27 protein-coding genes are annotated in these 26,723 nt (G+C 74.7%); 17 read left to right on the top strand and 10 right to left on the bottom strand.

What is annotated here, in order from left to right; translation table 11 throughout:
- Positions 1-107 precede the first annotated feature (107 nt).
- Positions 108-719, bottom strand: coding sequence for a TetR/AcrR family transcriptional regulator (locus tag ACSUPR_RS14240; RefSeq protein ID WP_436891773.1), 612 nt, complete (start codon positions 717-719; stop codon positions 108-110).
- 139 nt (positions 720-858) lie between these two features.
- On the opposite strand from ACSUPR_RS14240, the gene ACSUPR_RS14235 reads away from it, so the two are divergent.
- The gene (locus ACSUPR_RS14235; RefSeq protein WP_436891772.1) at positions 859-1,458 is read left to right on the top strand and encodes a flavodoxin family protein; all 600 of its coding nucleotides are present in this window, start codon (positions 859-861) and stop codon (positions 1,456-1,458) included.
- Positions 1,455-2,558 carry an NAD(P)H-dependent flavin oxidoreductase gene (locus ACSUPR_RS14230; protein WP_436891771.1) on the top strand — a complete coding sequence of 368 codons (1,104 nt, stop codon included), beginning with the start codon at positions 1,455-1,457 and terminating at the stop codon, positions 2,556-2,558. The genes ACSUPR_RS14235 and ACSUPR_RS14230 overlap by 4 nt, the downstream gene beginning before the upstream one ends.
- 79 nt (positions 2,559-2,637) lie before the next feature.
- Here the strand turns inward: ACSUPR_RS14230 and ACSUPR_RS14225 are convergent, their stop codons facing one another.
- From ACSUPR_RS14225 to ACSUPR_RS14215, 3 genes are all read right to left on the bottom strand, one after another.
- Entirely contained in the window at positions 2,638-3,801 is a 1,164-nt protein-coding gene (locus tag ACSUPR_RS14225; protein ID WP_436891769.1) for an undecaprenyl-diphosphate phosphatase, read from the bottom strand.
- Between the two features lie 247 nt (positions 3,802-4,048).
- A complete protein-coding gene (locus tag ACSUPR_RS14220; protein WP_436891768.1) occupies positions 4,049-4,777 on the bottom strand; it encodes a response regulator in 729 nt (242 codons plus the stop codon).
- Positions 4,774-5,670, bottom strand: a complete 897-nt coding sequence (locus ACSUPR_RS14215; protein WP_436891767.1) for a sensor histidine kinase — start codon at positions 5,668-5,670, stop codon at positions 4,774-4,776. The genes ACSUPR_RS14220 and ACSUPR_RS14215 overlap by 4 nt, the downstream gene beginning before the upstream one ends.
- Positions 5,671-5,803: 133 nt before the next feature.
- Here ACSUPR_RS14215 and ACSUPR_RS14210 point away from each other — a divergent pair, with 133 nt between their 5' ends.
- The 3 genes from ACSUPR_RS14210 to ACSUPR_RS14200 are packed head-to-tail and all read left to right on the top strand — an operon-like array spanning position 5,804 to position 8,030.
- Complete coding sequence (locus ACSUPR_RS14210) at positions 5,804-6,517, top strand: ABC transporter ATP-binding protein (RefSeq protein WP_436891766.1); 714 nt, start codon at positions 5,804-5,806, stop codon at positions 6,515-6,517.
- The gene (locus tag ACSUPR_RS14205; protein ID WP_436891765.1) at positions 6,514-7,302 is read left to right on the top strand and encodes an ABC transporter permease; all 789 of its coding nucleotides are present in this window, start codon (positions 6,514-6,516) and stop codon (positions 7,300-7,302) included. Before ACSUPR_RS14210 ends, ACSUPR_RS14205 begins: the two co-directional genes overlap by 4 nt.
- Positions 7,299-8,030, top strand: coding sequence for an ABC transporter permease (locus ACSUPR_RS14200; RefSeq protein WP_436891764.1), 732 nt, complete (start codon positions 7,299-7,301; stop codon positions 8,028-8,030). The genes ACSUPR_RS14205 and ACSUPR_RS14200 overlap by 4 nt, the downstream gene beginning before the upstream one ends.
- A 52-nt stretch (positions 8,031-8,082) precedes the next feature.
- Here the strand turns inward: ACSUPR_RS14200 and ACSUPR_RS14195 are convergent, their stop codons facing one another.
- Entirely contained in the window at positions 8,083-8,781 is a 699-nt protein-coding gene (locus ACSUPR_RS14195) for a TetR/AcrR family transcriptional regulator (RefSeq protein WP_436891763.1), read from the bottom strand.
- Between the two features lie 83 nt (positions 8,782-8,864).
- Here ACSUPR_RS14195 and ACSUPR_RS14190 point away from each other — a divergent pair, with 83 nt between their 5' ends.
- Positions 8,865-9,575: an NAD(P)-dependent oxidoreductase gene (locus ACSUPR_RS14190; protein ID WP_436891761.1), complete on the top strand. Its 711-nt coding sequence runs from the start codon at positions 8,865-8,867 to the stop codon at positions 9,573-9,575.
- Between the two features lie 38 nt (positions 9,576-9,613).
- On the top strand, positions 9,614-10,825 hold the full coding sequence (locus tag ACSUPR_RS14185) for a DUF418 domain-containing protein (RefSeq protein ID WP_436891760.1): 1,212 nt from the start codon (positions 9,614-9,616) through the stop codon (positions 10,823-10,825).
- A gap of 86 nt (positions 10,826-10,911) precedes the next feature.
- Here the strand turns inward: ACSUPR_RS14185 and ACSUPR_RS14180 are convergent, their stop codons facing one another.
- Positions 10,912-11,823, bottom strand: a complete 912-nt coding sequence (locus ACSUPR_RS14180; protein WP_436891759.1) for an alpha/beta hydrolase family protein — start codon at positions 11,821-11,823, stop codon at positions 10,912-10,914.
- Between the two features lie 131 nt (positions 11,824-11,954).
- Here ACSUPR_RS14180 and ACSUPR_RS14175 point away from each other — a divergent pair, with 131 nt between their 5' ends.
- Positions 11,955-12,536 (top strand): TetR/AcrR family transcriptional regulator, encoded by a 582-nt coding sequence (locus tag ACSUPR_RS14175; protein ID WP_436891758.1) that lies wholly within the window; start codon positions 11,955-11,957, stop codon positions 12,534-12,536.
- Positions 12,537-12,678: 142 nt separating this feature from the next.
- Positions 12,679-13,695: a DNA topoisomerase IB gene (locus ACSUPR_RS14170; protein ID WP_436891757.1), complete on the top strand. Its 1,017-nt coding sequence runs from the start codon at positions 12,679-12,681 to the stop codon at positions 13,693-13,695.
- 16 nt (positions 13,696-13,711) lie between these two features.
- Here ACSUPR_RS14170 and ACSUPR_RS14165 read toward each other — a convergent pair whose 3' ends face one another.
- Complete coding sequence (locus ACSUPR_RS14165; RefSeq protein ID WP_436891756.1) at positions 13,712-14,200, bottom strand: ferritin-like domain-containing protein; 489 nt, start codon at positions 14,198-14,200, stop codon at positions 13,712-13,714.
- Between the two features lie 202 nt (positions 14,201-14,402).
- On the opposite strand from ACSUPR_RS14165, the gene ACSUPR_RS14160 reads away from it, so the two are divergent.
- The 4 genes from ACSUPR_RS14160 to ACSUPR_RS14145 all read left to right on the top strand — a co-directional run bounded on the left by ACSUPR_RS14160 (position 14,403) and on the right by ACSUPR_RS14145 (position 17,947).
- Entirely contained in the window at positions 14,403-15,308 is a 906-nt protein-coding gene (locus ACSUPR_RS14160) for a manganese catalase family protein (protein ID WP_436892011.1), read from the top strand.
- Between the two features lie 363 nt (positions 15,309-15,671).
- Positions 15,672-16,529, top strand: coding sequence for a Rieske 2Fe-2S domain-containing protein (locus ACSUPR_RS14155; RefSeq protein WP_436891755.1), 858 nt, complete (start codon positions 15,672-15,674; stop codon positions 16,527-16,529).
- A gap of 204 nt (positions 16,530-16,733) precedes the next feature.
- Positions 16,734-17,477 carry an MBL fold metallo-hydrolase gene (locus ACSUPR_RS14150; RefSeq protein WP_436891754.1) on the top strand — a complete coding sequence of 248 codons (744 nt, stop codon included), beginning with the start codon at positions 16,734-16,736 and terminating at the stop codon, positions 17,475-17,477.
- 311 nt (positions 17,478-17,788) lie between these two features.
- Entirely contained in the window at positions 17,789-17,947 is a 159-nt protein-coding gene (locus ACSUPR_RS14145) for a hypothetical protein (protein WP_436891753.1), read from the top strand.
- Positions 17,948-18,022: 75 nt separating this feature from the next.
- On the opposite strand, the gene ACSUPR_RS14140 is transcribed toward ACSUPR_RS14145, so the two are convergent.
- Together ACSUPR_RS14140 and ACSUPR_RS14135 are read right to left on the bottom strand one after the other, a co-directional pair.
- Positions 18,023-20,515 (bottom strand): MMPL family transporter, encoded by a 2,493-nt coding sequence (locus tag ACSUPR_RS14140; protein ID WP_436891752.1) that lies wholly within the window; start codon positions 20,513-20,515, stop codon positions 18,023-18,025.
- 57 nt (positions 20,516-20,572) lie between these two features.
- Positions 20,573-21,229: a TetR/AcrR family transcriptional regulator gene (locus ACSUPR_RS14135; RefSeq protein ID WP_436891751.1), complete on the bottom strand. Its 657-nt coding sequence runs from the start codon at positions 21,227-21,229 to the stop codon at positions 20,573-20,575.
- Positions 21,230-21,375: 146 nt separating this feature from the next.
- On the opposite strand from ACSUPR_RS14135, the gene ACSUPR_RS14130 reads away from it, so the two are divergent.
- From ACSUPR_RS14130 to ACSUPR_RS14120, 3 genes are all read left to right on the top strand, one after another.
- Positions 21,376-22,131: a DUF6928 family protein gene (locus ACSUPR_RS14130; protein ID WP_436891750.1), complete on the top strand. Its 756-nt coding sequence runs from the start codon at positions 21,376-21,378 to the stop codon at positions 22,129-22,131.
- Positions 22,132-22,277: 146 nt separating this feature from the next.
- The gene (locus ACSUPR_RS14125; protein ID WP_436891749.1) at positions 22,278-23,480 is read left to right on the top strand and encodes an MFS transporter; all 1,203 of its coding nucleotides are present in this window, start codon (positions 22,278-22,280) and stop codon (positions 23,478-23,480) included.
- Positions 23,481-23,504: 24 nt separating this feature from the next.
- A complete protein-coding gene (locus tag ACSUPR_RS14120; protein ID WP_436891748.1) occupies positions 23,505-24,395 on the top strand; it encodes a LysR family transcriptional regulator in 891 nt (296 codons plus the stop codon).
- A gap of 19 nt (positions 24,396-24,414) precedes the next feature.
- Here the strand turns inward: ACSUPR_RS14120 and ACSUPR_RS14115 are convergent, their stop codons facing one another.
- Positions 24,415-25,239, bottom strand: a complete 825-nt coding sequence (locus tag ACSUPR_RS14115; protein WP_436891747.1) for an NmrA family NAD(P)-binding protein — start codon at positions 25,237-25,239, stop codon at positions 24,415-24,417.
- Between the two features lie 204 nt (positions 25,240-25,443).
- Between ACSUPR_RS14115 and ACSUPR_RS14110 the strand changes: the two genes are divergently transcribed.
- Complete coding sequence (locus ACSUPR_RS14110; protein ID WP_436891745.1) at positions 25,444-26,721, top strand: FAD-binding protein; 1,278 nt, start codon at positions 25,444-25,446, stop codon at positions 26,719-26,721.
- Positions 26,722-26,723 lie beyond the last annotated feature (2 nt).

The following is a 26,723-nucleotide window of genomic DNA, read 5'->3' as shown; positions in this document are numbered from 1 at the left end:
CCGCGCGGGTCGTCTCCGAAGCCCGGTGCGCGGCGCGTCCGCCCGGCTTCTACGGCGGCGGGGATCCGCTGCGGCGGAGCTCCTCCTTCCGGGCCCCGGAGCCCCCGTCAGGCGTGGGGAGGTCCGGCGACTCCCAGCAGCCGTTCGACCCCGCCCCAGGCCCCGTCCAGCAGTGCGGGGTCGTTGCGCACCCGGGCCAGCAGGACCGTGCCCTCGATCTGCGCGATCAGCGTCGCCGCCAGGGCGTGCTCCGACCCGCTCCCGCCGATGAGCCCCGCTCCGCGCGCCTGGGCGATCAGGTCGGCGACCATGGCGATCTGGTCCTCGAACACCGCGGCCAGCCGTTCGCGCACCTCGGGTTCCCGGCCGCTCACCTCCAGGGCCAGGTTGCCGTACAGGCAGCCGTGGATCTCCCCCGACGCCCGGTGGTCGGCGCGCTGTACGCCCATCAGGTACTCGACCAGCGCCCGCAACCGGGCCAGGGGGCCCTCGGCCTCCGCCAGCGCCCCCTCCAGGGAGCGCCGCTCCTCGGACCAGTGCTCCTCCACCGTCTCCACGGTCAGAGCCTGCTTGGAGTCGAAGAAGTGGTAGAAGCTGCCCTTCTTGACCCCCGCCTCGGCGCAGATCTCGGCCACTCCGAGAGCGGTGTACCCGCGGGTGCGCATGAGTCTGCGGGAGGAGTCGAGGAGGCGGTCCCTGGCGTCGCTGGTACGTCCCATGCGCCGAGGTTATCCGAACGGTCAACTACCGGCGGGATCCCTTGCCCCCGAGGGCGTTGCAAAATAGTTGACCGGTCGTCTATGGTGATCCCGCCGGGACGCCCCCGGCCCCCCGACCCCGGAGAGGGAACGATTCCCCATGCCCCGTGTCCGCGTCGCCGTCGCCTTCCACAGCGGTTTCGGCCACACCGCCCGCCAGGCCGAGGCCGTCGCCCGGGGAGCCGGGCTCGCCGACGGCGCCCAGGCCTCCCTGCACGATGTCACCGCCCTCGACGACGGGCTGTGGTCGGCGCTCGACGCCGCCGACGCCGTCGTCTTCGGCTCGCCCACCTACATGGGGGGCGTCTCCGCGGCCTTCCAGGCGTTCGCCGAGGCCACGTCCCCGATCTGGCAGCGGCGGGGGTGGCAGGACAAGCTCGCCGCCGGATTCACCAACTCCGCCGGCACCAACGGCAACAAGGACAACGCGCTCGGCGCGCTCATGGTGTTCGCCGCCCAGCACGGAATGGTCTGGGTGCCGCTCGGCCTGCTCCCGGGAGGGGAGTACCTGAGCGGTGGGAGCCGTGACGACCTCAACCGGCTCGGCGGGTCCACCGGGGCCATGGCCCAGTCCTCCGCCGACCTGGGCACCGACAGCGCGCCCGCCGACAGCGATCTGCGCACCGCGGAGCACCTCGGAGCCCGGGTGGCCGCCGCGGCGCTGCGGTTCGAGCACGGGCGCGCGGCGGTGGCGCTGTGAAGGCGGCGCGCCGGCCCGGCGCCGGGCTCACCGGCGCCCTCGGAATCCGCTATCCCGTCGTCCAGGGCCCCTTCGGCGGAGGACTGTCCACGGTCGGGCTGACCGCCGCGGTGTCCGAGGCGGGCGGCCTGGGCTCCTACGGCGCCCATGCCACGGCACCCGAGGACATCGGCCCCCTGGTCGACCGGATCCGGGCCGCCACCCCGGCGCCCTTCGCCGTCAACCTGTGGGTTCCGCGCGCAGAGGAGGACCGCCCCGTCCCCGACGCCGCCGCCCTGGCCGTCCACACCGACCGCCTGGCCGCCCACTACGCCGAGTTCGGCCTCACCCCGCCGGACCTGGAAGCGGCCAACGCCCGTCCGGACTTCGACGCCCAGCTGGACGCCGTCCTCGCTGCCGCGCCCCCGGTGGTCAGCGTCGTCATGGGGCCGCCGCCCCGGCGACTGGTCGAGGCCGCTCGCGGTGCCGGTATCCGGGTCGTCGGGACAGCCACGACGGTGGCCGAGGCCCTGGTGCTGGAGGAGGCGGGCTGCGACGTGATCGTGGCCTCCGGCAGCGACGCGGGCGGGCACCGCGGCTCCTTCCTGGCGCCCGTGCGCGAGTCCCTGGTCGGCACGTTCTCCCTGGTGCCCCAGGTGCGCGACGCCGTGTCCGCGTCCGTTCCCGTGGTCGCCGCGGGCGGGATCGCCGACGGGCGCGGGGTCGCCGCCGCCCTGGCCCTGGGGGCCGACGGGGTCCAGGTGGGGACCGGCTTCCTCCGGGCCCCGGAGTCCGGGGCGAGCCCCGCCCACCGGGAGGCGCTCGCCTCCGAGCGGGCGCGGACCACCGTGCTGACCCGGCTCTTCTCCGGCCGTCCGGCCCGGGGGATCGCCAACGCGCTGGTGCGGGAGCTGGCCGACGCCGAGGACCGGGTCCCGCCCTATCCCGGGCAGAACAACCTGATGCTGCGGATCCGGGCGCGGGCCGCGGCCTCGGGCCGGGCCGACCGGCTCGCCCTGTGGTCGGGGCAGGCGGCCCCGCTGGCCTCCGGCGCGGGCGCGGGGGAGTATCTGGCCGCGCTGGTCGCCGGAGCCGAGGAGGTGCTCGGAACCCCGCTGTGAGGTTCCCGGCCGCGGGGTTCCCGGGCCCGCCGCCGCGCGGCGGCGGGCCCCTCCGGTTCCGGCGCGGGCCGGACCCGGTTCAGGGGGTCGGGTCGTACCGCTCGCCGGTCATCGGGTTGGTGGCCAGCCCGGTGGCGGAGTCGTAGTCGACGTCCATGCCCAGGTCCGGGTCGTGCAGCAGGCCCGTCTGGGGGTTGCGGGGCAGTCCCGACGCGGGGTCGACCTCCCAGCCGGTCACCGGGTCGACCTGCGGAGTCTGCTCCTGCTCCCCGGTCTCCCCCGTCCCTTCGGACGGGGCGGCCGAGGGCTCCGGGGAGGGCTCGGCGGAGGGCGCGTCCGACGGGGCGTCCCCGGTCCCCTCCTCCTCGGTGATCCGCTCCTCGGCGACGACCTCGCTCTGTCCGGCCTGGGAGTGAGCGCCGCCCTCCGGGTCGAGAACGCCCCAGCTCACCAGGGCCAGGATCACGATTCCCAGCCCCACCCGGTAGTAGACGAACGGCATGAAGCTGTGGGTGGAGATGAACTTCATCAGCCACGCGATCACCACGAACCCGACCACGCCCGCGATGACCGTGCCCACGATGGTGGCACCCCACCCGGCGTACTCGTCGGCGCCGATGTCGGTCAGCTTGTACAGGCCCGCGCCGAACACGGCGGGCAGCGCCAGCAGGAAGGCGTACTCGGCCGCGTCCTTGCGCTTGAAGCCCATCAGCATCCCACCGGTGATGGTGCCGCCGGAGCGGGAGACGCCGGGGATGAGCGCCAGCGCCTGGAAGAGGCCGAAGGACAGGCCGCGGGGGACGTTGAGCTCCTCCAGGCCGCGGTGCTTGCGGCAGTAGCGGTCGACCACGCCCAGGATGACGCCGAAGATGATGAGGTTGAGCGCGACCAGGCGCAGGTCCCGGAAGACGCTGTCGATCTGGTCCTCGAGCAGCAGCCCCAGCACGATGATGGGGAGGGAGCCGAGGATGACGTACCAGCCCATGCGGGCGTTGACGTCGCCGCGCAGCTCCCGGTCGAACAGCGACCGGGTCCAGGTGGAGATGATCGCCCAGATCCGCTGGCGGAAGTAGATGACGACGGCCAGCTCTGTGCCGATCTGGCTGACGGCGGTGAAGGCTGCTCCGGGGTCGGGCCAGCCGAAGAACGCGGACACCACGCGCAGGTGCCCGCTGGAGGAGATCGGGAGGAATTCGGTCAGGCCTTGGACCAGGCCGAGAACGATGGCTTCAAGGATGGACACGGCAGGGTCTGCTCCGGGTAGTCGCGGTGGCCTCGCCGGGTGGGAAACCGGGGCGGTGATCGGGGTACACCGGAACGTGCCCCCGGGGAAGGGCGGACCTGGGAACGGTTCCGGGGGGTTCGGCGCCGTCCGTGTCCGTGTGGACCGGTTTCGGTGGACGGAGACCCGGAACACTGGTCAGAGGCAAGAATAGTGTGTTCGGAGAGGGCCCTCGGCCACGGGGCCGGTGAGCCGGAGCACGGCCCGCTCACGGTGTCCGGCGGCGGCGCGGGGCGGTCGGCCGCGCGGTGGGGGAGGAGCGCGCCGGCGGCTCCGGAGCGCGGACGAGGCCGTGCTCGTAGGCGGCGATGACGAGCTGGGCCCGGTCGCGGGCGTGCAGCTTGGCGAGCAGGTGCCCGATGTGGGTCTTGACGGTGCCGATGGAGATGGTCAGGGCCGCGGCGATGCCGTGGTTGGACAGGCCGCGCCCCACCAGGGTGAGCACCTCCGTCTCGCGGCCGGTGAGCACCTCCGGCCCCGGCCCGGCCGCGGGGCCGGGCCGCTCCAGGTAGTGGTCCACGATCCGGGCGAGGATGTGGGGGGAGAACAGCGACTCGCCCGCGTGGGTGCGTGCGACGGCGTCCACCAGTCGGGCGGGTTCGACGTCCTTGAGCAGGAACCCGCTCGCCCCGGCGCCCAGCGCGGCGCGGACGTACTCGTCCAGCTCGAACATGCTGAGCACGAGGACGCGGGTGCCGGCCAGGTCCGGGTGCCCGGTGATGCGCCGGGTGGCCTCGATGCCGTCGCCGCCCGGCATGCGGACGTCCATGAGGACCACGTCCGGGCGCAGCTCCGCCGCCCGCTCGAACGCGGCCTCCCCCGTGCCGGCCTCGCCGACGACGCCGAGCCCCGGCGCACCGTCGATGACCAGCCGGAGGCTGTGGCGGATGAGCGGCTGGTCGTCGGCGACCAGCACGCGTACCCGGCCGTCCGTCATCGGTCCTCCCCGTCCGGGACGGCCGCCGCCAGCCGGAACCCGGAGCCGTGCCGCCCGGCGCTCAGAGTCCCGCCGAGCAGGGCGACGCGTTCGCGCAGGCCGGTGATGCCCCGCCCGGCTCCCGGGTGGGGCCTCCAGCCCGGTGCCGGGCCGTCGTCCTCCACTTCGACCGCGACCGCCCCGCCGTCGTGCCGCACGGTGACCCGGGCGGTCACCGGCCCCGCGTGGCGGGCGGTGTTGGCCAGTCCCTCGCGGACGATCGCGCACACGGTGAGCTGTGCGCCCGCGGACACGTCGCCGACCTCGCCGAGGTCCAGGGCGGCGGCGACCCCGCCGACGCGGGCGGAGCGGGCGATGGCGGGCAGGTCGCGCAGGGTGTCCGCCGGGCGCAGCCGGGCCGGTTCGACCTGCTCGCCCGGGGCCCGCAGCACGGTGAGCATGCGGCGCAGCTCGGCGGTGGCCTCCCGGCCCGCCCTCTCGATGTCGGCCAGCGCCCGCGAGCGCTCGGCCTCCCCGCCCGGACCGGAGGCGGTGCGCGCGGCGGCGGCCCGGACGGTGATGAGCCCGAGCCCGTGGGAGGCGAGGTCGTGCAGGTCCCGGGCGATGCGCAGCCGCTCCGCCTGCGCGGCGCGCTCGGCCGCCCACGCGGTCAGCTCGTCCTCGTAGGCGCGCCGCTGCCGGCGGGAGCGCAGGAGGGCCCAGACGACGACCCCCGCGGCGGCGCCCGCGATGACGGCGGCCCCCGTCAGCGCCAGGGCGCGCGGTTCCGCTCCGGTGGTGGCCAGCAGGGCGGTGAGGAGGGCCAGCAGGGCGGCGGCGGTCGCCCAGGTGCGGGAGCGCGGCACGGGGCGCTCCGCCGCCCGTTCCGCCGCGGTGTCCGCTGTCGGTTCCATCCGCCCGAGTCTAGGTTTTCCGGCGCGGACGCACATCCGACCACGGTCGGAGGGACCGGGGTCGGAGCCGGGGGCGGGAAGACCGGACCCGGGTCCGATGGCGGGGCCCGGTCCGGCCGCTGGAATGGCGGGCATGATCACGATCGAACAGCTCACCAAGCGCCGCGGCAGGCGCCTCGTCCTGGACGGGGTCGGCTTCCAGGCCCGCCCCGGCCGGGTGACGGCGTTCCTGGGGCCCAACGGGGCGGGGAAGTCCTCCACCCTGCGCATCCTGCTCGGTCTGGACCGGGCCGACGGGGGCGCCGCCCTGGTCGGCGGCCGCCCCTACCGGAGCCTGCGCGACCCGCTGCGCACGGTCGGTTCGATGCTCGACGGCTCGGGGGCGCACCGCTCCCGTACGGCGCGCGGCCACCTGGCGTGGGTCGCACGCAGCAACGGCATCCCCCGGCGGAGGGTCGACGAGGTGCTGGAACGCGTCGGCCTGGCCGACGCCGGGCGGGTGAGGGTCGGCCGGTACTCCCTGGGCATGGGACAGCGCCTGGGGCTGGCCGCCGCGCTGCTGGGGGAACCGGAGGCGCTGGTGCTGGACGAGCCGGTCAACGGACTGGACCCGGAGGGCATCCGGTGGATGCGCGGCCTGCTGCGCGGGCATGCGGAGGCCGGGGGCACCGTGCTGCTGTCCAGCCACCTGATGGGCGAGGTCGCCGGGATCGCCGACGACCTCGTGGTCATCGCGGGCGGCCGGGTCGCCGCGCGGGGGACGCTGGACGAGGTCACCGCGGGGCACCCGAGCCTGGAGGACGCCTTCTTCTCCCTCACCGGGGGCGCGGGGGAGGCCGCGCGATGACGTTCCGGAACACCTTCGCCGCCGAACTGCGCAAGGCCGCCGCACTGCCCGCGTGCCGGGTGGCCGTGGCGGTGGCGCTGCTGGGGACGTCCCTGGTCACGGTGCTCAACTCCCTGTCCGCCCGGGCCGCGCTCGAATCGGGGCGGGCGGCCGCCACGGCCGCCACCTCGCCGTTCGAGACCGGCTACGGGGCGGTACCCCTGGGGGTGGTCGGCGCGATCGTCCTCGGTGTCGTCGTGATCGGCAGCGAGTACACCGCCAACAGCGCGGACGCGGGCGGCGGCCGGCAGATCACCGCGACGCTGACCGCGGCGCCGCACCGGCTGCGGCTGCTCCTGGCCAAGGCCCTGACCGTGGCCCTGGCCGTCGCCGCGACCGCCGCGATCACGATCGCCGCCTCCGTCGCCGTCGCCCGCCTCATCCTCGGCGGCGCCTCACCCGAGACCGTCGCACCGGAGGAGATGCTGCACCGGTTCCTCGGCGCGGTGCTCTACTGGACGCTCACGGGGCTGATCGCCTTCGCCGTCACCGTGCTGACCCGGAACGGGATCGCCCCGCTCGCCATCCTCATCGTGAACGGCTCCCTGGTGTCGTTCTCGCTGCTGCTGACCCGCCTGACCCCGCTCGCGCACTGGCTTCCCGACATGGCGGGCCGACGGCTGTTCGGCGGCCTGGCGACGGTGGAGGGCGGCCTGGACGCGGTGCCCGGGGCGATCGTGATGGCGGCCTGGACGTTCGGGCTGCTGGCGGTGGCCGCCGCGGTGTTCACGCGGAGGGACGCGTGAGCCCGGCCGCGCGGGCGCTCGGTGTCGCCGCCGCCGAGCTGGCCAAGCTCCGCACCCTGCCGGTCGCCGTGGCGGCGGCCGCCGCCACGGTCCTGGCGGGGGCGGTGCTCGCGGCGGCCCTGGGGGCGTACGCCACGGGCGAGGGGGTGCCCGTGTCCGCGGCCGAGGCGATGGTCGGCGCGGTCCCGTACGTCCAGGCGGGCCTGGTCCTGGTCGGGGTCCTGCCGGTCGCCCACGAATACGAAGGCGTCCAGATCCGTACGACCCTGACCGCGGTCCCGGACCGCGCGCTGCTGCTGGCGGGCAAGACCGCGGCGGCGCTGGCCGCGGTGGCGGTCACCGCCGCGGCGACCGTCGGCGCGGGCACGGCGGCCGCGGCCGCCCACCCGCACGGTGCGGAGGCCCTGCTGGACGGAGCGGAGGTCCGGACGGTGCTGGGAGCCGCCGCCTACCTGACGCTGATCGGGCTGCTCGCCCATGCCGTCGCGCTGCTGCTGCGGCACCCGGTCCCGGCGCTGGTCGGGATGCTGTCCCTGGTCCTGATCGCCTCACCGCTGCTGGGCGGGCTCACCGAGCACGCCCGCTGGCTCCCGGACCGCGCGGGCGCGCTGCTGTACGATCCGGCCGACACCGTGCTCACGGGGGCCACGGGGACGCTCGTCCTGCTGGGCTGGACCGCGCTGGTGGGCTGTGCCGGGGCGGTGCGGTTCGGGCGCGGCGACGCCTGACCGGCGCGAGGGCCGTTCCGGCGGCGGGACGGCCGCGGGGCCGGCGGCGGTGCTAACGCGGAGCGCCGTCCGCCCCGCGCCCGGGCGCCGCCGGCTCCTCGTCCGGGCGCAGCCCGCCGATGATGAGCGAGAGCCCGAACGCGAAGTCCTCGTCGGGGTCGTACCCCCCGCCGGCGAGCTGGTCGGCCAGGGTCTCGGCCAGGCGGGGGTAGGCGTCGGCGGGCAAGCCTCCCGCGATGCCGTCCGCGACCTCCTCGAGGCTCTCGCGGTCCGCGAAGGGCAGGCTCAGCTCCTGCATGACGAAACCGTAGACGTAGCTGTCGACCACCGACATCACGCGTATCGCCATGAGCACCGAGAACCCCTGTGACCGCAGCACCTCCAGGACGGTCTCGTGGTGTCGCAGGGTCGCGGGGCCGGGGTCGCTGCGGGAGTCCAGCAGGCCGACCGCCCAGGGGTGGCGCCGCAGCACGGCGCGGGCGGAGGCGGCGCGGTCGCGCACGGCGGACCTCCACTCCACCGCGGGGCCGGGGAGCTCGATCTCGGCGAAGACCGCGTCGACCATCCCGTCGAGCAGGGCCTCCCGGTTGGCCACGTGGTTGTAGAGCGACATGGCCTCCACGCCCAGCCGCCCGGCGACGGCGCGCATGGTGACCCCGGCCCCGCCCTTCTCGTCGGCGAGGGCGACGGCGGCGGCGATCACCCGGTCCCGGTCCAGACGGGGGCGCCGGGGGCGTCCGCGTTCGGCCATGCATCCGCTCCTCTGGCCCTTGCTGAAACTTGCGAGGTAAGTCTACTGTTACTTACATCGTAAGTAAGCGGGAGGGTGGAACCATGCGGAAGGTCTGCGTCATCGGGGCTTCGGGCAAACTCGGGCGGTACATGGTCCGGCACGCGCTGGACCGGGGGTACGAGGTCGTCGGGGTCTGCCGCGAGCGCAGCGTGCCCAAGCTCGCCGAGTTCGCCGACCGGATCACGGTCGTGCCCGGGAACACCGACGACCGGGAGGTGGTCCGGCGGGCCGTCGCCGGGTGCGACGGGGTGCTGACCGTCCTGGTGCCCTGGGGTGTGCGGCAGTACTCGTCGGGCACGGCGCAGGCGGTGCTCGACCTCGCCGAACCCGGGGCCCGGCTGGTGTTCTCGTGCGGCTGGCACGTCGCCCGGGACGAGCGGGACCGCTACACCCGGCTGTTCAGGGCGACCGTCCGCGTGGCGGCCTGGGCGGCCCGCCTGCTGCGCCTCGTCGAGATCGACGACCAGCTGGAGGCCGGGCGGCGGATCTTCGCCAGCGACCGGCGGTGGACGCTGGTCCGCGGCAGCGACCTGGAGGAGGGCGAGAGCCAGGGGCTCCCCGTGTGGAGCCGCCACGTCGGGGACCCGGTGCTGGCGAGCAACATGACGCGCCGGGTGGACTTCGCCCTGTTCATGGTCGAGGCGCTCACCGACGACGCGCTCGTCCACGAGGCCCCGGCCATCGTGGGGTGCCGTACCCCCAGTGCGCTGGCACACGCCGGCGGCGCGCCCGCCGCGGACGAGGCCCCGTAGCCCCCGCGTCCCGCGGACACACCCGAGGAACGGACACCATGACCGACCACGCCCCCGCGCCCCCTTCCGGCCGGCGCGCCCTCGCCCCCGACCTCGCCCGCGGGGTCATGCTCCTGTCCATCGCCCTGGCCAACGTGCCGTGGTTCCTCTACGGGGCGCAGACCTCCGGTGTCAGCGCCCACCGCGCGGGTGCCACCGGCCTCGACGCCCTCTGGCAGACCATCGCGATCATCGCGGTGGACGGGCGGAGCTACCCCCTCTTCGCGTTCCTCTTCGGCTACGGCATCTGGCAGCTCTACACCCGGCAGCGCGGGAGGGCGCCGGACGAGGCGCCGGCGCTGCGCCTGCTCCGGTCGCGCCACCTGTGGATGCTCGCCTTCGGGGCGGTCCACGCCGCACTGCTCTGGTTCGGGGACATCCTGGGGGCCTACGGGCTCGTCGGACTCATCGTGACCTGGCTGTTCCTGCGCCGCACGGACAGGACCCTCGTGGCGTGGGCCGTCGGGCTCGCCTGCCTCCTCGGCCTCGCGGCCGTCGCCACGGCGGTGGCGGGGGCCCTCGTCCAGGGGTCCGGCCCGGCGTCGGAGGCGCTGCCGCAGCTCGCCGCGGTCACGCCGTACGCCGACTCGGTCCTGCCGCGGCTCCGGATGTGGGCGGTCGTGACCGTGGGCCAGGGCGTGCTCGGACTCGTGGTGCCGATCGCGGTCCTCACCGCGATCCTCTGCGCGCGGCACCGGGTGCTGGAGGACCCGGGGGCCCACCGGACGCTGCTGGTGCGCACGGCGGTCCTCGGAATCGCCGCCGGGTGGCTCGGCGCCGTCCCGTCCGTCCTGGTCCACCACGGCGTGTGGGACCTCCCGGAGTGGGCGCCGCTCCTGCCGGGCGGGTTCACCGGGCTGTTCGCCGCACTCGGCTACGCGGCCCTGATCGCCCTCGTCGCGGCGCGGATCGCGGACTCCGGCGGACCGGGCCGGATCGCGACCGCGCTGACGGCGGTGGGCAAGCGGTCCCTGTCCTGCTACCTGTTCCAGTCGGTGGTCTTCGCGCCGCTGCTGTGCGCCTGGGGGCTGGGACTGGGCGGTGTCGTCACGCAGTGGCAGGCCGCCCTGCTGGCGGTCGCCACCTGGCTGGCCTCGGCGGTCCTCGCGGTGGCCCTGGAACGGGCGGGCCGACGGGGTCCGGCGGAGTGGCTGCTGCGCGTCCTGGCCTACCGTGACAGGAACCCGTCCGCGACCCCCGTGTCGGCCTGAACCCCGGGGCCCGGCCCGCCGCCCGACCCGGGACGGGACCCGGGGCCGCCCGCCGGGCCCCGGACCCGGGGCCCGGCGGGGCCGCCTCAGCCCTTGGACTCCAGGCGGCCGAGGGGGGACGGCGCCCCCTCCAGGGCCGCGCGCTCCGCCTTCCAGGAGTCGTGCTCCACGCCGAGCGCGTCGCGCAGGTAGGCCGTGGACACGCGCCGGAGCAGCTCCACCCGGTCCGGATCCTCGTCGGTCGTCTCCGCCGCCTCGTACCCCGACACCCCGCCCAGGGAGTGCTCCCCGCCGAAGAGCGTCAGCAGGCTCTTGCGCCCCGGGCTCAGGAAGTAGGCGTCGGTCCACCACTGCGGCCCCAGCACGGAGAGCGGTGACCGGTCGCTGTCGCCCGCCACGACGAGGGCGGGCGCGGCCATCTCACCGAAGTCCGGGTTCATGAACGGGAAGTGCTCCGCCGCGAAGGGCGTGAGCGCGTCCCCGCCCCGGCCCGCCGCGGCGAGCAGTACACCGGCCCGGACCCGCGGGTCCGCCATGGACTCCCCGGGCGCGCCGTCGGTGCCGAGCACCCGCGCGCCCAGCAGGGTCCCCGCCGTCTGGGCGCCCCAGGAGTGCCCGGCGACCGCGACGCGGTCGTGGTCCAGGCGCCCGCCCAGGCCCGGGACGGCGTCCTCCAGGATGTCGAGGCGGTCGATGGCCCGGATGAGGTCCTCCACGCGGGTGCGCCAGATCGACGGGGTGCGGGGGTCGTCCGGGGGCAGCCCCAGCCGCCGTGAGTCCAGGTGGGTGGGCCGGACCACGGCGAACCCGTGTGCGGCCCAGTGGTCGGCCAGCGGTGCGTAGCCGTCCATCGAGCTCCCGAACCCGTGGGAGAGGACGATGACCGGCAGTCCGCTCCCGGCGGCGGGTGCGCAGACGCGGACGTGCAGGTCGGTGCCGCGCCCCGGGGCCGGGAGGACCACGGGGCCGACGGAGACGACCGGAGTCGGGTCGTTCATGGGATTCCCCTCGCAGGGCACGGCGGGGAGCGCCCGTCCATGCCACAATAAGAAAACGGAACGATGCTCCGATTGAATATACGGAACATCGCTCCGTTTAACAAGCGTGCACGAGAAGGAGGCGGGGAACGGTGGCGGAGCAGGAGAACCCGGAGGCGGTGCCGCGCAAGCGAGCCGACGCACGGCGCAACGAGCAGGTCCTGCTGGACGCCGCCGCCGCCGTCTTCGTCGAATCGGGGGTCGACGCCCCCGTGCGTGCGATCGCCGCCCGCGCGGGCGTCGGCATGGGGACCGTCTACCGCCACTTCCCCACCCGGGCCGACCTGGTCACCGCCGTCTACCGCCACCAGATCGAAGCCTGCGCCGAGGCCGGACCCCGGCTGCTGGCCACCGCCGACACCCCCTACGACGCCCTGGTGGAGTGGGTCGACCTGTTCGTCGGCTTCCTGGTCACCAAGCACGGCCTCGCCGCCGCCATGCAGGGCGACAGCGCCGGTTTCCACGCCCTGCACGCCTTCTTCCTCGACCGGCTCGTGCCCGTCTGCGAGGAGATCCTGCGCGCCGCGGCGGACGCCGGGCAGGTCACCGCCCGAATCCGCGCCTACGAGCTGATGCGCGCCGTGGGCAACCTCTGCGCCGGTGCCGAGTCCGACCCCGGCTACGACGCGGGGCGCATGGTCGGCGTGCTCCTCACCGGGCTGCGCGCGGGCTGACCGCGGCCACCGGTCGGAAAGCGCAGCCGTCCCGGAGGTCCGAACGGCTCCGTGCGGGTATGGGGGTCCGGGCGGGGCCGTTCGCACGGGGCGGCGACGGAGGGACCGGCAGGCCGCCCGAGCACCGGAGAGGAACCGAGGTATGGGGATCGAGCGCAGTGACCCGGACTCCGAGGGGATCACCCGGGTCCGCCACGGGCGCGGTTTCCGCTACTACGACCCCGGGGGCAGGCCGGTGACCGACCCGGAGCGGGTGCGGCGGATCAAGGAGCTGGTCGTGCCGCCCGGCTGGCACGACGTGTGGATCTGCCCCTCCCCGGAGGGCCACATCCAGGCGTGCGGCACCGACGACGCCGGGCGGCGCCAGTACCTCTACCACCCCGAGTGGCGGCGCAGGCGCGAGGAGGCCAAGTACGACGCCATGCTCGACTTCGCCGAGACCCTGCCCCGGATCAGGCGGACGGTGGAGCGGCACCTGGGGCTGCGCGGACTGGTGCGCGAACGCGTCCTGGCCGCCGCCGTCCGTCTGGTCGACCTGGGCTTCCTGCGGGCCGGGGGGGACGAGTACGCCGCCCGCAACGAGTCCTACGGGGTGGCCACCCTGCTGCGAGAACACGTGCGCCGCACCCGTGGCACGGTCGTGTTCGAGTTCCCGGCCAAGGCGGGCCGGGAGCGGCGGTTCGAGTGCGCGGAGCCCGGCATCCACCGCGTGGTCGCCTCACTCCAGCGCGTCCGCTCCCCGGGGCAGGACCTCTTCGCCTACCGGGTGGAGGGCGGCTGGCACGACGTGCGCGGCGACGACCTCAACACCTATCTGAGGGAGGTCACCGGGGAGGACCACACGGTGAAGGAGTTCCGCACCTGGCACGCCACGGTCCTGGCCGCCGTCGGGGTGGCGGTGGCGCCGCCCGACGGGGACGGCCCGTCCGCCGGACTCAGGGCCCACGTGGTCCGCGAGGTCGCCCACCACCTCGGCAACACCGAGGCGGTGGCCCGGGACTCCTACATCGACCCCAGGGTCTTCCGGCTCGCCGACCGCGGCGTGACGATCGCGGACGCGCTGCCCGACCTGGGCGGCGAGGCCCGTACCGGGGAACTCGCCACCCAGGGGGGAGTGGAGGAGGCGGTGCTCCGCATGCTCCGCGAGCACGGCACCTGAGCCGCCCCCTCCGGTGCTACGCCTCGGCGTCGGCGAGCGCTCCGCGGATGGCGTGGGGGAGCTTCATCTCCAGGAAGCGGGCCATGTCCTCCTCCTGGTGGAGGATGGTGGCCAGCCTGCCCGCGATCGCCTCCTCGCCGAGTTCGCGGGCCGCGACGATGAGCGCCTTGTAGCAGGCGATCTCGAAGTGCTCGGTCGCGTAGTCGGCCAGGGAGTTCTTGACGAGGGTGTCACCGGCGGGCTTGTTCGCCATGCCCTGCACGGCGCCCATCATCTCGGCGAAGATGGTCTTGGTCTTCGAGACCTTGCCGCCGAGCGACTCCACACACGCCTTCACCGTCTCCGCCTGGCTTCGGGTCTCCTCGATGTGGCGCTGGATCCGCGCGTGCACCTCGGGCTCGCCCGTGGCGTCCTTGAGGTGCCGCTCCAGGGTGTCCTCCAGGGACCGCTCCATCGCGTAGGCGTCGTTGAGCCAGTCGATCAGCAGTTCGCGACGCGTCGTCATGTCGCCTCCTCGTTATCGGGGTCCTCCGTCTTCCAAGGCCCGCCACTACCCGGGGAAAGATCCGGCAAACGACGGACAGTGCAGGCTCCCTCACCGGGGCGGGGGAGGAAACCTTCGGGCAAGGGGCGTATGCGGCCGCCGCTCCCGGGTAGCGGTCTGCGGACATGGATCATGACCGCTCCGAGGATGGGTGGACCGCACGATGTTCCGTCACACCAAGCACCTGCAGTTCGAGGCCAAGCCCGAGGCTCCCGACGCCCTGTTCGCCATGAAGCTCCAGGAGCTGATCGGCGGTGCCTACGGCGAGATGACCGTGACCATGCAGTACCTCTTCCAGGGCTGGAACTGCCGGATGGAGGGCAAGTACAAGGACCTGATCATGGACGTGGCGACCGAGGAGATCGGCCACGTCGAGATGCTCGCCACCATGGTCGCCCGCCTGCTGGAGGGCGCTCCGGCCGACACCGTCGCCAAGGCGGTCGAGGACCCGGCCGTCGCCGCCATCGTCGGCGGGATGAACCCCCAGCAGGCCATCGTCTCCGGCGGCGGCGCCGTGCCCGCGGACTCCGCCGGTACTCCGTGGAACGGCAAGTACATCGTCGCCAGCGGCAACCTGCTCGCCGACTTCCGCGCCAACGTCGCGGCAGAGGCCCAGGGCAGGCTCCAGACCGCCCGGCTGTACAACATGACCGACGACCCCGGCGTCAAGGCGATGCTCCAGTTCAACCTGGCCCGGGACACCGTCCACCAGAACATGTGGCTGGCGGCCATCGAGGAGCTCAAGGAGGACGGCCTCGAGGGCGACATCGCGCCCGACGCCCTCTTCGACGTGGAGAACCAGGAGCACGCCAACACCATCTGGGGCCTGTCGGACGGGACCGCGGCGGCCGAGGGCCGCTGGTCCTCGCGCCCGGCGCCCGACGGCGAGCACGAACTGCGCTACCTGGACCGGCCCGAGCCCCTCGGCGGGCCCGCCTCCGCGCCCCCGCCCGACCCCGCGCTGTACGCGACCTTCGCCGAGCCCGGGGGAGAGGGCTCCGAGAAGGGGGCGTCGAACGCCACCAAGCGCCCGGGGCTGGTGGACAAGGTCAAGGACGCGCTGGAGTGAACCGCCGGACCGGGGACCGCGGAGCCGTCGCGCCCGGGCGCGACGGCTCCGTGCGAGCTCCGGGTGCCTGCGGGCGGGCCGCCCCGGCCCGCCCCGGGGGAGTCCGTGGCAGGAGGGCCGCCCGCGCCCGAGCGGCCGTCCGCCCCCGGGACCTTTGAGCGAAAGGCTCCCCGGCCCCTCCACCCGTCTCGGAAGGGGACGCATGCCGCCGTGCGCGGTGCCGGCGGCCCCGGGCCCCTGCCGCCGGCTCCCCCGCCCCGCCCTGAACCGACGGCCGGGGGGAGCCGGAGGGAGTGGAGCCCCGGAAGGAGGGGCCGGGAGGGCCGACGAATGGTCGTGGTCCGCGCGGGTAGTCGCACGTCCATGAGACTCGGTGAACGCATCCGCAGGATCGAACGCGAAGACCGCCTGGACCCGGCGGTCTCCCGCCTGGCGAGGATCGCCGGACGCATCCCCTCCGGAAAGGTGAGGGACCTCCTGCACGGGGTGCCGCTCGGCCACCCCGCCCACCCGATCATGGTGCACCTGCCGATCGGCTCCTGGACCGCCGCGGTGCTGCTCGACGTGATGCCGGGCGAGCACCGGCGTGCGTCCCGCGTGCTGATCGGAACGGGACTCCTCGCCACCCTGCCCGCCGGGGTGGCGGGTCTGGCCGACTGGTCGCAGCTGCACGAGCGGCAGCGGCGCGTGGGGGTGGTGCACGCTGCCGCCAACGGCGCCGCCGCCCTGCTCTTCGGAATGTCCCTGCTGTCCCGGGTGCGCGGACGCGAGGGGTGGGGCGTGGCCCTGGGGCTGGCCGGGGCGGGGGCGGTGGGCCTGGGCGGCCTGCTCGGCGGACACCTCTCCTACTACCGGGCGAGCGGTGCCAACAGCGCCGACGCCCTGGTCGACCTGTTCCCCGAGGGGTGGAGCGACCTGGGGCCGCTGGACGACTTCCCGGAGGGGAGCCCGGGGCGGGCGGAGGCCGACGGCGTCCCCGTCGTCGTGGTCCGTGAGGGGGAGTCGGTGTCCGCCCTGCTGGGCTCCTGCCCCCACATGGGCGCTCCCCTGGCCGAGGGGGAGCTGGTCGACGGGTGCATCCGCTGCCCCTGGCACGGGAGCGAGTTCCGGGTGGAGGACGGGAGCGTCGTCCACGGACCCGCGACCGCCGCGCCGGAGGTCCTGGAGACGTCCGTGGTGGACGGTCGGCTGATGGTCCGCTCGCCCGCGGCCGACTACTAGGCGGCGCCTTTCCGGGCCCGCGCCGCGCCGTCCCGCGGTCGGTACCACCGCAGGAGCCGGGAGCGAGCGGCTCGGCGGTTCCCCCGGGGATCCGCCGGGGCCCGGGGCCTCCGGCGCGGTTCGAGAACGTCCGAGGAACAGGCGCCGGGGCCGTGCGGTACCGCCCGGCCCCGGCGGACCCCACCCGACCGGAAGAAGGGTCCCATGAACGTCCGCACCGTCGCCGACGGCGTCCATCTCGTCTCACACGCCCACGTCAACTGCTACGTGGTGGAGGACGATGACGGAGTCACGCTCGTGGACGCGGGCCTGCCCGGCATGTGGTCCATGGTGTTGGAGGCCCTGGAACGGTGCGGCCGGGCTCCGGGGGAGGTCAGGGCCCTGGTGCTGACCCACGGCCACTTCGACCACGTCGGTTTCGCGCGCCGGGCCCGGCGGGAGTGGGGCGTACCCGTCCTGGTCCACCCGCGGGACGCCCGGCTGGCCGCCCACCCCTACCGGTACACCCCCCAGCGCAACCGCTTCCTCTATCCGCTCACGCACCCCCGGTCCCTGCCGCTGCTGGCGAGGATGGCCGCGGCCGGAGCCCTGGGTGTCAGGGGTGTGGGCGCGACCGAGCCGCTGGAGGCCGGGGCGGCCCTGGCCGTGCCCGGCCGTCCGGTCCCCGTGCACACCCCCGGCCACACCGACGGCCACTGCGCCCTGCACCTGCCCGAGCGGTCGGTCCTCCTCAGCGGTGACTCCCTGGTCACCCTGGACCCCTACACCGGCGGGACGGGGCCGCAGATCGTGGCCTCGGCGGCGACCAAGGACACCCGCCGGGCCCTCGCGTCCCTGGACGCGCTGGAGGCCACGGGCGCGGTCACGGTCCTGCCCGGCCACGGCGAGCCCTGGACGAAGGGCGCCGGGGCAGCGGTGCGCCACGCCGTCCGCGTCGGGGAGCACTGACCGGTCCGCGTCCCCGGCCCGGGCCGGAGCGCCGACGGAACTCGGCCGGGGGACCGACGAAAACCACGCCTTCCGGGTTCGCGCGCCGCCGGAGGCGACGTCACGAAGCGTCCCCTGGGCGGATGTGCCCGTGCGGGTCGCGAACCCGGCATCGGGAGCGCTCCGGTGCTTCGGTACGGGACGGCGGCCGGGTACCGTGCACGGCCGCGGGACGGAAGGGAACGGACACGGACCTGCTCACGCCGGCGCAGGCGACCCCCGGCGAGACGGCGCTCGCCGCCTTCGGACTCACGGCGGCCCTGGTGGTGGCGGTGGCCGCGGTCGTGTTCGTCGTCGCGGCGGTGATCGGCATCCTCGCCTCCCGGCCGGACGGCGGGATGGAGGCCGTGCGGCCGGTCCTCGTCGTCATCGCGCCCTTCACAGGATCCATCCTGTGGTTCCTGGTGGGACGCGATCGTGTTCCGGCCTGACCGGCGTCCTCGACCACACGCGAACGGCCCGGACACTCCCCCGAAGGGCGGCGTGTCCGGGCCGTTCGGCGCCGGTCAGCGCCTGTCGGAGGCGCTGTCCGCGAGCTCGCGTCCGGCGCCGGTGCCCTCCCCGTCCTCCTGCGCGTGCAGGTGGCGGGTCTCCAGGGCGGCGCCCTCCACGTCGATGTCGGGCAGCAGCCGGTCCAGCCACCTGGGCAGCCACCAGGCCGCGTCGCCCGCCAGGTGCATCAGCGCCGGGACCAGCAGCATCCGCACCACGAACGCGTCGATGAGCACACCGAACGCGAGCGCGAACCCGATCGAGCTGATCATCACCGAGTGCGAGAACACGAACCCGCCGAACACCGAGATCATGATGATCGCCGCGGCCGTCACCACCGAGCGCCCCGCCCGGAAGCCCTGCACCACGGCGGTGCGGGAGGGTGCGCCGTGCACGTACGCCTCGCGCATGCCCGTTCCGATGAACAGCATGTAGTCCATCGCCAGGCCGAACAGGATCCCGGCCAGGAGCGTCGGCAGGAAGTTCAGCACGGGCCCGCTGTTCTCCGGCCCGATGACACCGCCCAGCCACCCCCACTGGTAGACGGCCACCACGCCGCCCAGCGAGGCGAAGAAGGACAGGATGAACCCGAGCGTGGCCACGACCGGCACGAACACCGACCGGAACACCAGCAGCAGGATCACCAGGGACATGCCCACGACCACGGTCAGGTAGGTCGGCAGCGCCCCGTTGAGCGTCTCCGAGATGTCGATGTTGCCGCTGGTCATGCCCGCGACGCCCAGCGTTCCGGTGCCCGGGATGGGCTCCAGGTCGCGCAGGTCGTGCACGAGCCGCTCTGTGGACTCGCTGGCGGGCCCCTCGACCGGGACCACCTGGAAGGCGGCGTAGGTGAAGTCGTCGGAGAACGCGATCGGTGCCACGGCCGCCACGCCGTCGTGGGAGTGGATCTCCTCGGCGACCGTGACCTGGTCCCGCTCGGCGTTCAGCTCGGCGGACTCGTCGTCCGGGCCGCCGGTGAGCCGGGCGATCACCAGGAGGGTGCCGTTGGCGCCTTCGCCGAACTCCTCCTCCAGGGCGGTGTAGGCCCGGTACTGGGTGGAGTCGGTGGCCTCGGAGGAGCCGTCGGGCATCCCCGACCGCAGGTCCAGGGCGGGCAGCGCGACGAGCACCAGGGCGGCCACGGCGACGGCGGTCCGCAGCAGCGCGGCCCCGGTCGACATCGGCCGCACGGTCTCCGCCGCGGTCGCCCCGCCGGACGCCTGCTCGGCGAGGCGGGCGCGCTCGCGGCGGGACAGGATGCGCTCGCCGATCAGCGAGAGCAGGGCCGGGACCAGGGTGACCGCCACGACCACGGCGACGGCGATGGCCACGGCGCCCATGCTGCCCATGAGCCCGAGGAAGCCGATACCGGTCAGGTTCAGGCCCAGCAGTGCGATGAGGACGGTCGTCCCGGCGAAGACCACGGCGTTGCCCGCGGTCCCGTTGGCCAGGCCGATGGACTCCCTGACCTCCACGCCCTGCTTGAGCTGGCGGCGGTGGCGGTTGACGATGAACAGCGCGTAGTCGATGCCCACGGCCAGGCCCAGCATCAGGCCCAGGATGGGGGTCACCGACGCCATCTCCAGCACCCCCGACAGCGACATCGCGATCAGGGTGGCGATGCCGACGCCGACCAGCGCCGTCAGCAGCGGGAGGCCCGCGCCGACCAGGGTGCCCAGCATGACCATCAGGACCACGGCGGCCACGACCACGCCGACGGCCTCGGCCGGGCCGAACAGGCTGGGCAGGCTCTGGGCCATGTCACTGCCGAAGTCGACGGTGGTGCCGGGCACCGGGTCGTCCTCGAACACGGCCATGGCGGCCTCGAGGGTCTCCGGGAGGATGTCCATCTGCTCTTCGGTGAAGGACACCATGATCATGGCGGTGTCGCCGTCCTCGGAGACCAGGCTGATCCCGGAGGACATCTCCATGACGGACTCGTTCCGCTCGATCACCTCGAGCCCCGCCTCGGCCTCCTCGCGGCCCGCGTCGATCTCGGCCTGCTGGCCGTCGAAGACGCCCTCGAGCCGGTCGAGCATCCCGGTGGCCTCGGCCTCCTCGCGGGCGGCGTCGAGTGCCGCCTGTCCGGCATCGAGCTCCTCGAGCCCCGCCTCGGCCTCCTCGCGGTGTTCCGCGAGCTCACGGGCCCCGTCGGCGCGCTCGGCCTCGGTGGCGAACGGGTCGGTGGCGCCGGAGACCCCCGGGACCTCCGCGACCTGCTCGACGCGGTCGGCGATCCCCTCCTTCTGCTCGTCGGTGAACGCCGAGCCGTCCCCGGTCCGGTAGACGACGGTCCCCGAGCCGCCGCCCAGGTCCGAGAACTCCGCCGACCGGAGCCGGTTCACCTCGTCGGTGGGCGTGCCGGGGATGGAGAAGCCGCCCTCCAGCTCGTCCGAGAAGAGGAGGAACGCGGCGCCGGACGCCACGAGCAGTGCCAGCCAGATCGCGATGACGGTGCGTGCGCGGTGTGCGCACGCCCGCCCGAGTCTGTAGAGCAGTTCAGCCATGGATATGCCTTCGCGATGGAAAGGAAAGAAGAGGACGGGTGGAGGGGGCGGCCGTGCTCAGGCCGTGCCGACCGAGCCGTACCCGTCACGGGTGGCGGTGAGGACGCGCTCCAGGAGCGCGGACCAGACCCGGCGCGACTCGTCGTCCAGGCCCCCGCCGGTGATCTGCTCCCAGTGCTCGACCATGACCGCGCCGCCGCCGATGACGGCGCCGCACATGAGGGCGACCATGAGCGGGTCGGCCTGCGGGTGACGGCGCATGACCATCGCCGACAGCCGTGTGCCCACGTCGGTCATCGCCCGCTCGAAGAGCGCCGCCCGTCCGGCGGAGGGTGTGCCGCCCCCCTCCTGGACGAAGTGCTTGAGCCGGGTGATGGGGGTGAGCAGGTCGGTGCCGCGGATGGCGTCGGCCAAGGAGTCGAAGATGTTCGACCCCCCGGTGCCGTCGGCCGCGTCGAGGTTGGCCCCGATGCCGTCGACGATCTCCTCCAGCATCCGTCCGAACACCTCCAGCAGGACGTCGTCCAGTGAGCGGAAGTGGTTGAACACCGTCCGCCTGGAGACGTCGGCGCGCTCGGCGAGCTGGTCGACGGTGAAGCCGGTGTCCCCGCGCTCGGCCGTCAGCGCGGTGGCCGCGTCGATGATGGCCCGGCGGTGGCGGACCTTCAGGGCCTCGCGCCGGTCGGTCGCGGGTGGGATGGGCCGATCGTTCACGGTTCCACGCTAGGCACCTGGGTGCACTGAGTGCAACGACGCACTGGGTGCATCGTGTCACATTCGCCGGATCGGAGGCTTTCGCCCCTTGTCGGTGCCCGGGCCTAGCGTTCGGCGTGCACGGAGAACGACCCGGAGGGGGCGCGATGGGGGCCAAGGCGGGCCTGCTGGTGTACGCGGACGGAGACACCGCGGAGCTGCTGCGGCGGGTGCCTCCGGGCGCCGCCGACCGGGAGCGCACGGACGCCCTGGTGCGGCGCCTGTACCCGGGTGCCGCGATCGGGCCGTACGGGGAGGTCGCGCTGGGCGAGGGCGCCTACCCGCCCGGGGGCACGGTGCACGCGGGGGCCTGGCCCGGACTGGAGCTCCTCTGCGACCGGGGGTTCATGGTCGACCGGCCCTCGGAGCTGCCCGTCCACCTGGTCGCCGCGGGCTCCGGGCGGCGGCTGGTCCTGCACGCCATGCACAGCGTGGTCGACTGGCTGGCCTTCGCCGTCTGGGAGGACGGCCGCCTGGTGCGCTCGCTCAGCCTGTCCCCGGACGGCGGTGTCATGGAGGACATCGGCGACCCCCTGCCGTTCGAGGCCCCCTACCGGAACGGGGACCGGCCGGCCGACGTCGTCCCGTGGCCCGACGAGGAGCCGAGGCCGTACCCGCTGCCCTTCCACCCGCTGGAGTTCGGTGAGGACGCGCTGCGCGCCCTGTGCGGGTTCGTCCTGGAGGGCATGCCCGAACCGGACGGCGTGGACACCGACTCCGTCCGCCTCCATGGGTACCGGCTCCAGGCCCCTGACACCGCCGAGCAGGAGGCCGAACTCCGCCGGGCCGCGGCACGGACGGGACCGCCGCGCTTCTTCCGCACGGGCCCCGGCGGCTCCCCCGTGGAACACGAAGGCCCCTGAGCGGCGGCGCGCTTTTTCACAGCCTTTATCGGAGAAATTCTTTTTCCCCTGGGAAAGGCGTGGTCCGGGCATGCATCGCGGATCGCGATGGATCCCATGAAAAGAATGTGTTGGACGCCGGGGATTCGCGTGGCGACGATGAATGCATGACGAATCCCCTTCACGCCCGGCAGGAGAAGGCGGCCCCCCGCTCCCTCCTCGTGCTGCCGGTCATGGCCGTCGCCGCGGGCCTGTCCGTGGCGGGCAACTACTTCGCCCAGCCGCTGCTCGGCCTGCTCCGCACCGAGCTGGACATGACCACCACCGCGGCGGGCCTCACCGTCGCCGCCGCCCAGATCGGCTACGCCGTCGGCCTGGGCCTGCTCGTCCCCCTCGGTGACCGCTACGCGCGGCGCGGGCTGGCCGCGACCCTGCTCGCGGCCACCGGCCTGCTGCTCGCCCTGGCCGGGACGGCGCCCACCGGCCGGCTCCTGCTGGCCGCCACCGGCCTGGCCGCCGTCACCTCCGTCGGCGCCCAGGTCCTCGTCCCCTTCGCCGCCGAACTCGCCCCGCCGCAGCGCCGGGCCCGCGACATCGGCATCGTCATGGCCGGGGTCCTGGCGGGCGGGCTGCTCGGCCGCGCCGCCTCCGGCCTCGTGGCCGAGCTCGCCGGGTGGCGGACCGTCTACTGGGCCACCGCCGTCCTGCTGCTGGTCGTCGCCGCCGTCGTGTGGCGGGTTCTGCCCGGCGGCGGGGGAGACCGGAGCGACGCCACCCGACCCCTGCGCCTGTGGAGGTCCACGGCGGTGCTGCTCGTGGAACTGCCCGCGCTGCGCCGCACCATCGCGACCGCCGCGCTGACCATGGCCTCCTTCACCGTCCACCTGACCGCCGTTACGCTGCTCCTGGTCGGCGCGCCCTACCGCTGGACTCCCGCGACCATCGGGATCGTCGGCCTCATCGGCGTGATCGGCCCCTTGGCCATGCCGCTGGCGGGCCGCCTGGTCGACCGCGGCCACTCGCGCGCCGTCCTCCTCACCGGGCTGGCGCTGGCGGCGGCCGGATGGACCGTGATGCTCCCCGCCCAGGGCGGCGGACCCGCCTGGCTCCTCGCGGGACTGGTCCTGCTCAACGCGGGCCAGACGGCGGTCCTCAACGCCTCCCAGACCACCGCCTACGATCTGCGGCCGCAGGCGCGCAGCCGGATCAACGCCGTCTTCATGACGCTGTTCTTCGCCGGGGGCTCCGTCGGCGCGGCGCTGGCACCCGTCGTCTGGGTGAACGCCCACTGGACCGGGGCGTGCCTGCTGGGCATCGGCCTGGTCGGGCTGGCGCTGCTCGCGGTCCTCGCCCCGCGCCGCAGGGGCTGAACCCGGCGGCCGTACGCTACCGCCATGGAACTCCAGCAGATGCGCTACGTGGTCGCCATCGCAGAGACGAACAGCTTCACGCGGGCCGCCGAGCGCTGCCTGGTCGCCCAGTCCGCGCTCAGCCACCAGGTCGCGCGGCTGGAGCGGGAGCTGGGGGCCAGGCTCTTCGAGCGCACCAGCCGCCGGGTGCGGCTGACGGCGGCCGGAGCGGCCTTCCTCCACGAGGCCCGGCGGTGCCTGGAGGCCGCCGAGCGGGCGGTGGAGCAGGTCGCCGCCGCCGTCGGCGAGGTGCGCGGACCGCTGGAGGTCGGCCTCATCCCCACCGTCGCCGCGGTCGACGTCCCCGGCGCGCTGCGCGACTTCCGCCGCGCCCACCCCGGGGTGCGCATCGGCCTGCGGGTGGGCGCCAGCGACGACCTCGTCGAACAGGTCAAGGAGGGGGAGATCGAGGTGGCCTTCCTGGGGCTGCCCACCAGCGCCCGTCCCGAGGGCGTCGGCATCCGCGAACTGGCCCGGGACCGGCACGTCGCCGTGGTCGCCCCCGACCACCCGCTGGCCGCCGAGGAGTCGGTGAGCCTGGAGCGGCTCGCGGCGGAGGTCTTCGTGGACATGCCGGCCGGGACGGCCGGGCGCGTCCAGGCCGACCTGGCCTTCGAGGCGGCGGGCCTGGGCCGCGACGTCGCCTTCGAGGTGAGCTCCGCCGAGTACATGGCGCGGCTGGTGGCGGAGGGCCTGGGCGTGGCCCTGCTCCCCTCCGCCTACGTACCGCAGCTGAGCGGAGTGAGCACGCTGGAGATCACCGACGCCACGGGCCGCGTCGAGTACGTGGTCTGGTCCAGGACCGGCCCCACACCCGCGGCGCGGGCCTTCCTCGACATCCTCGGCGTTCCGGCGGCGGGGGCGGCCGCGGACTGATCCCGCCGCCGCCCCGGCGTCACGGGGTGCGCAGCCACGCCTTGAGGGTCAGCAGCCCGGGGTGCCGGGCGCGCAGCGCGGCCAGGTCGGCGCCGAACCCCCTGCCGTTGATCCAGGCGTACATCCGGGCGACCTGCGGGCTCTGTGCCCGTAGCTCCTCGTCGGGCAGCCGCTCGAACCGGGTCGGGACGCCGTCGGCCGCGGCGAACACCTCGGCGATCCGGTGCACCGGCAGCTCGTCCCCGGCGATGTCGATCCGGCGGCCGGCGAACTCGTCCGGAGCGGCGAACACCGACGCGGCGATCCGCCCGATGTCGGCCAGCGCGATCATCTGCAACGGGGTGTCCGCGTCCAGGGCGAGCGGCACGACCCGCTCGCCGGCGACCGGCTCCGGGAGCATGTACCGCCAGTTCTCCATGAAGAACACCGGGCGCAGCACCGTGGCCGGGACGCCTGCGGACTCCACGTACGCCTCGATCTCCTCCTTGCTGTCGAAGTGCGCCACCCCCGACCCGTGCCCGGCGGCCGCGGCGGAGGCGTAGACCAGGTGGGCGCCCGCGTCCGTCGCCGCGTCGGCGACGTTCCGGCCCCGCTTGATCTCCGTCGCGGGGTCGGGGGCGGCCAGGTCGCAGGGCTGGACGCTGAAGACCCCGTCCACGCCCCGGGCCGCCGCCCGCAGCGACGCCGGGTCGTCGAGGTCACCGGTGACCGGCTCCGCGCCCAGCGCCGCGAGCGCGCGGGCCGCGGGGGCGCCGGGGTCGCGGACGAGGGCGCGCACCCCCTGCCCGCGGCCGAGCAGGGCCCGGGTGACGGCGCCGCCCTGACCGCCGGTCGCACCCGTCACCAGAACGGTTCTCTTTTCCTGCACGCCGATTCCCCTTCTCGTTTTTCCGGGATATGCGGAACCAGCATCCCGGGGTGCGGGCGCGCGCGTCCAATATCCGTTTTTCATTCCACCGATCGAAAAAGTGGATGGATGGGGCCGGGCGCCCGGGCAGGGGCGCGGTTCGGTAGCGTGGGCGCCCCGGCCGCACCCCCTGGAGAGCCCATGCCCGCCTCGTCCGTACCGGTCCGCAACTGGGCCGGGAACCTCACCTACGCCAGCCCCCGCGTCCACCGGCCGACCGACCCCGCCGCCCTGCGCGCCCTGGTCCGCGACACCCCGCGGATCCGGGCGCTGGGCAGCGGCCACTCCTTCAACCGGGTCGCCGACTCCGACCACGACCTGGTTCGACTGGACGGCCTCCCGCGGGAGATCGAGGTGGACCGGGAGGCCTCCACCGTCACCGTCTCCGCCGGGACCCGCTACGCCGAACTCGCCGCGGAGCTGCACCGCCGGGGGTTCGCCCTGGCCAACCTCGCCTCGCTGCCGCACATCTCGGTGGCCGGCTCCTGCGCCACCGGGACCCACGGGTCCGGGGACCGCCTGCGCTGCCTGTCCGCCGCCGTGCGCGGGCTCGAACTGCTGGGGCCCGACGGGGAGGCGGTGCGGCTGGACCGGGGCACCGACCCGGAGGTGTTCCCCGGCACGGTGGTGGCCCTGGGCGCGCTCGGGATCGTCACCCGGCTGACCCTGGAGGTGGAGCCCGCCTTCGCGGTGTCCCAGCGGGTCCGGCTAGACGTGCCGCTGGAGGAGGTGGCGGCGGACGTGGACGCGGTGTTCGGCTCCGCGTACAGCGTCAGCCTGTTCACCGGCTGGAACGAGGGCACCGGCCGGATCTGGCTCAAGCACCGCGAAGGGGAGCCCCGGGGGGCCTGGGCCGGCGGGCGCCCGGCGGACGAGCCCCAGCACCCGGTGCCGGGGATGTCGGCCGCGCCGGCCACCGAGCAGCTGGGAGCGGTCGGCCCTTGGTTCGAGAGGCTGCCGCACTTCCGCCCCGGGTTCGCTCCGAGCGCGGGGGAGGAGCTGCAGTCGGAGTTCTACCTGCCGCGGGCGGCGGCCGCGGAGGGCATCGCCGCGCTGCGGGGCCTGGGGGAGCGGATCGCCCCGGTGCTGCACGTGTCCGAGGTGCGCACGGTCCGCGCCGACGACCTGTGGCTGAGCCCGGCGTACGGGCGCGACTCGGTGGCCTTCCACTTCACCTGGCGGCGGGACCCGGAGGCGGTGGCCCCGGTGCTCGCGGCGGTGGAGGAGCGGCTGGCCCCGCTGGGGGCGCGGCCGCACTGGGGCAAGCTCAGCACCCTGCCCCCGGCCCGGGTGGCGGCCTCCTACGAGCGGTCCGCGGACTTCGCGGGGCTGCTGGAGCGGTTCGACCCCGGGGGGAAGTTCCGCAACGCCTTCACGGACACGTATTTCCCCCGGGACCGGGCCTTCCCCCGCGGCTGACC

Source organism: Nocardiopsis dassonvillei (assembly GCF_964273065.1).
GTDB classification, from domain to species: Bacteria; Actinomycetota; Actinomycetes; order Streptosporangiales; family Streptosporangiaceae; genus Nocardiopsis; species Nocardiopsis dassonvillei_B.
Note: the sequence above shows the minus strand (reverse complement) of the source record. Positions and strands in the feature narration are given on the sequence as shown.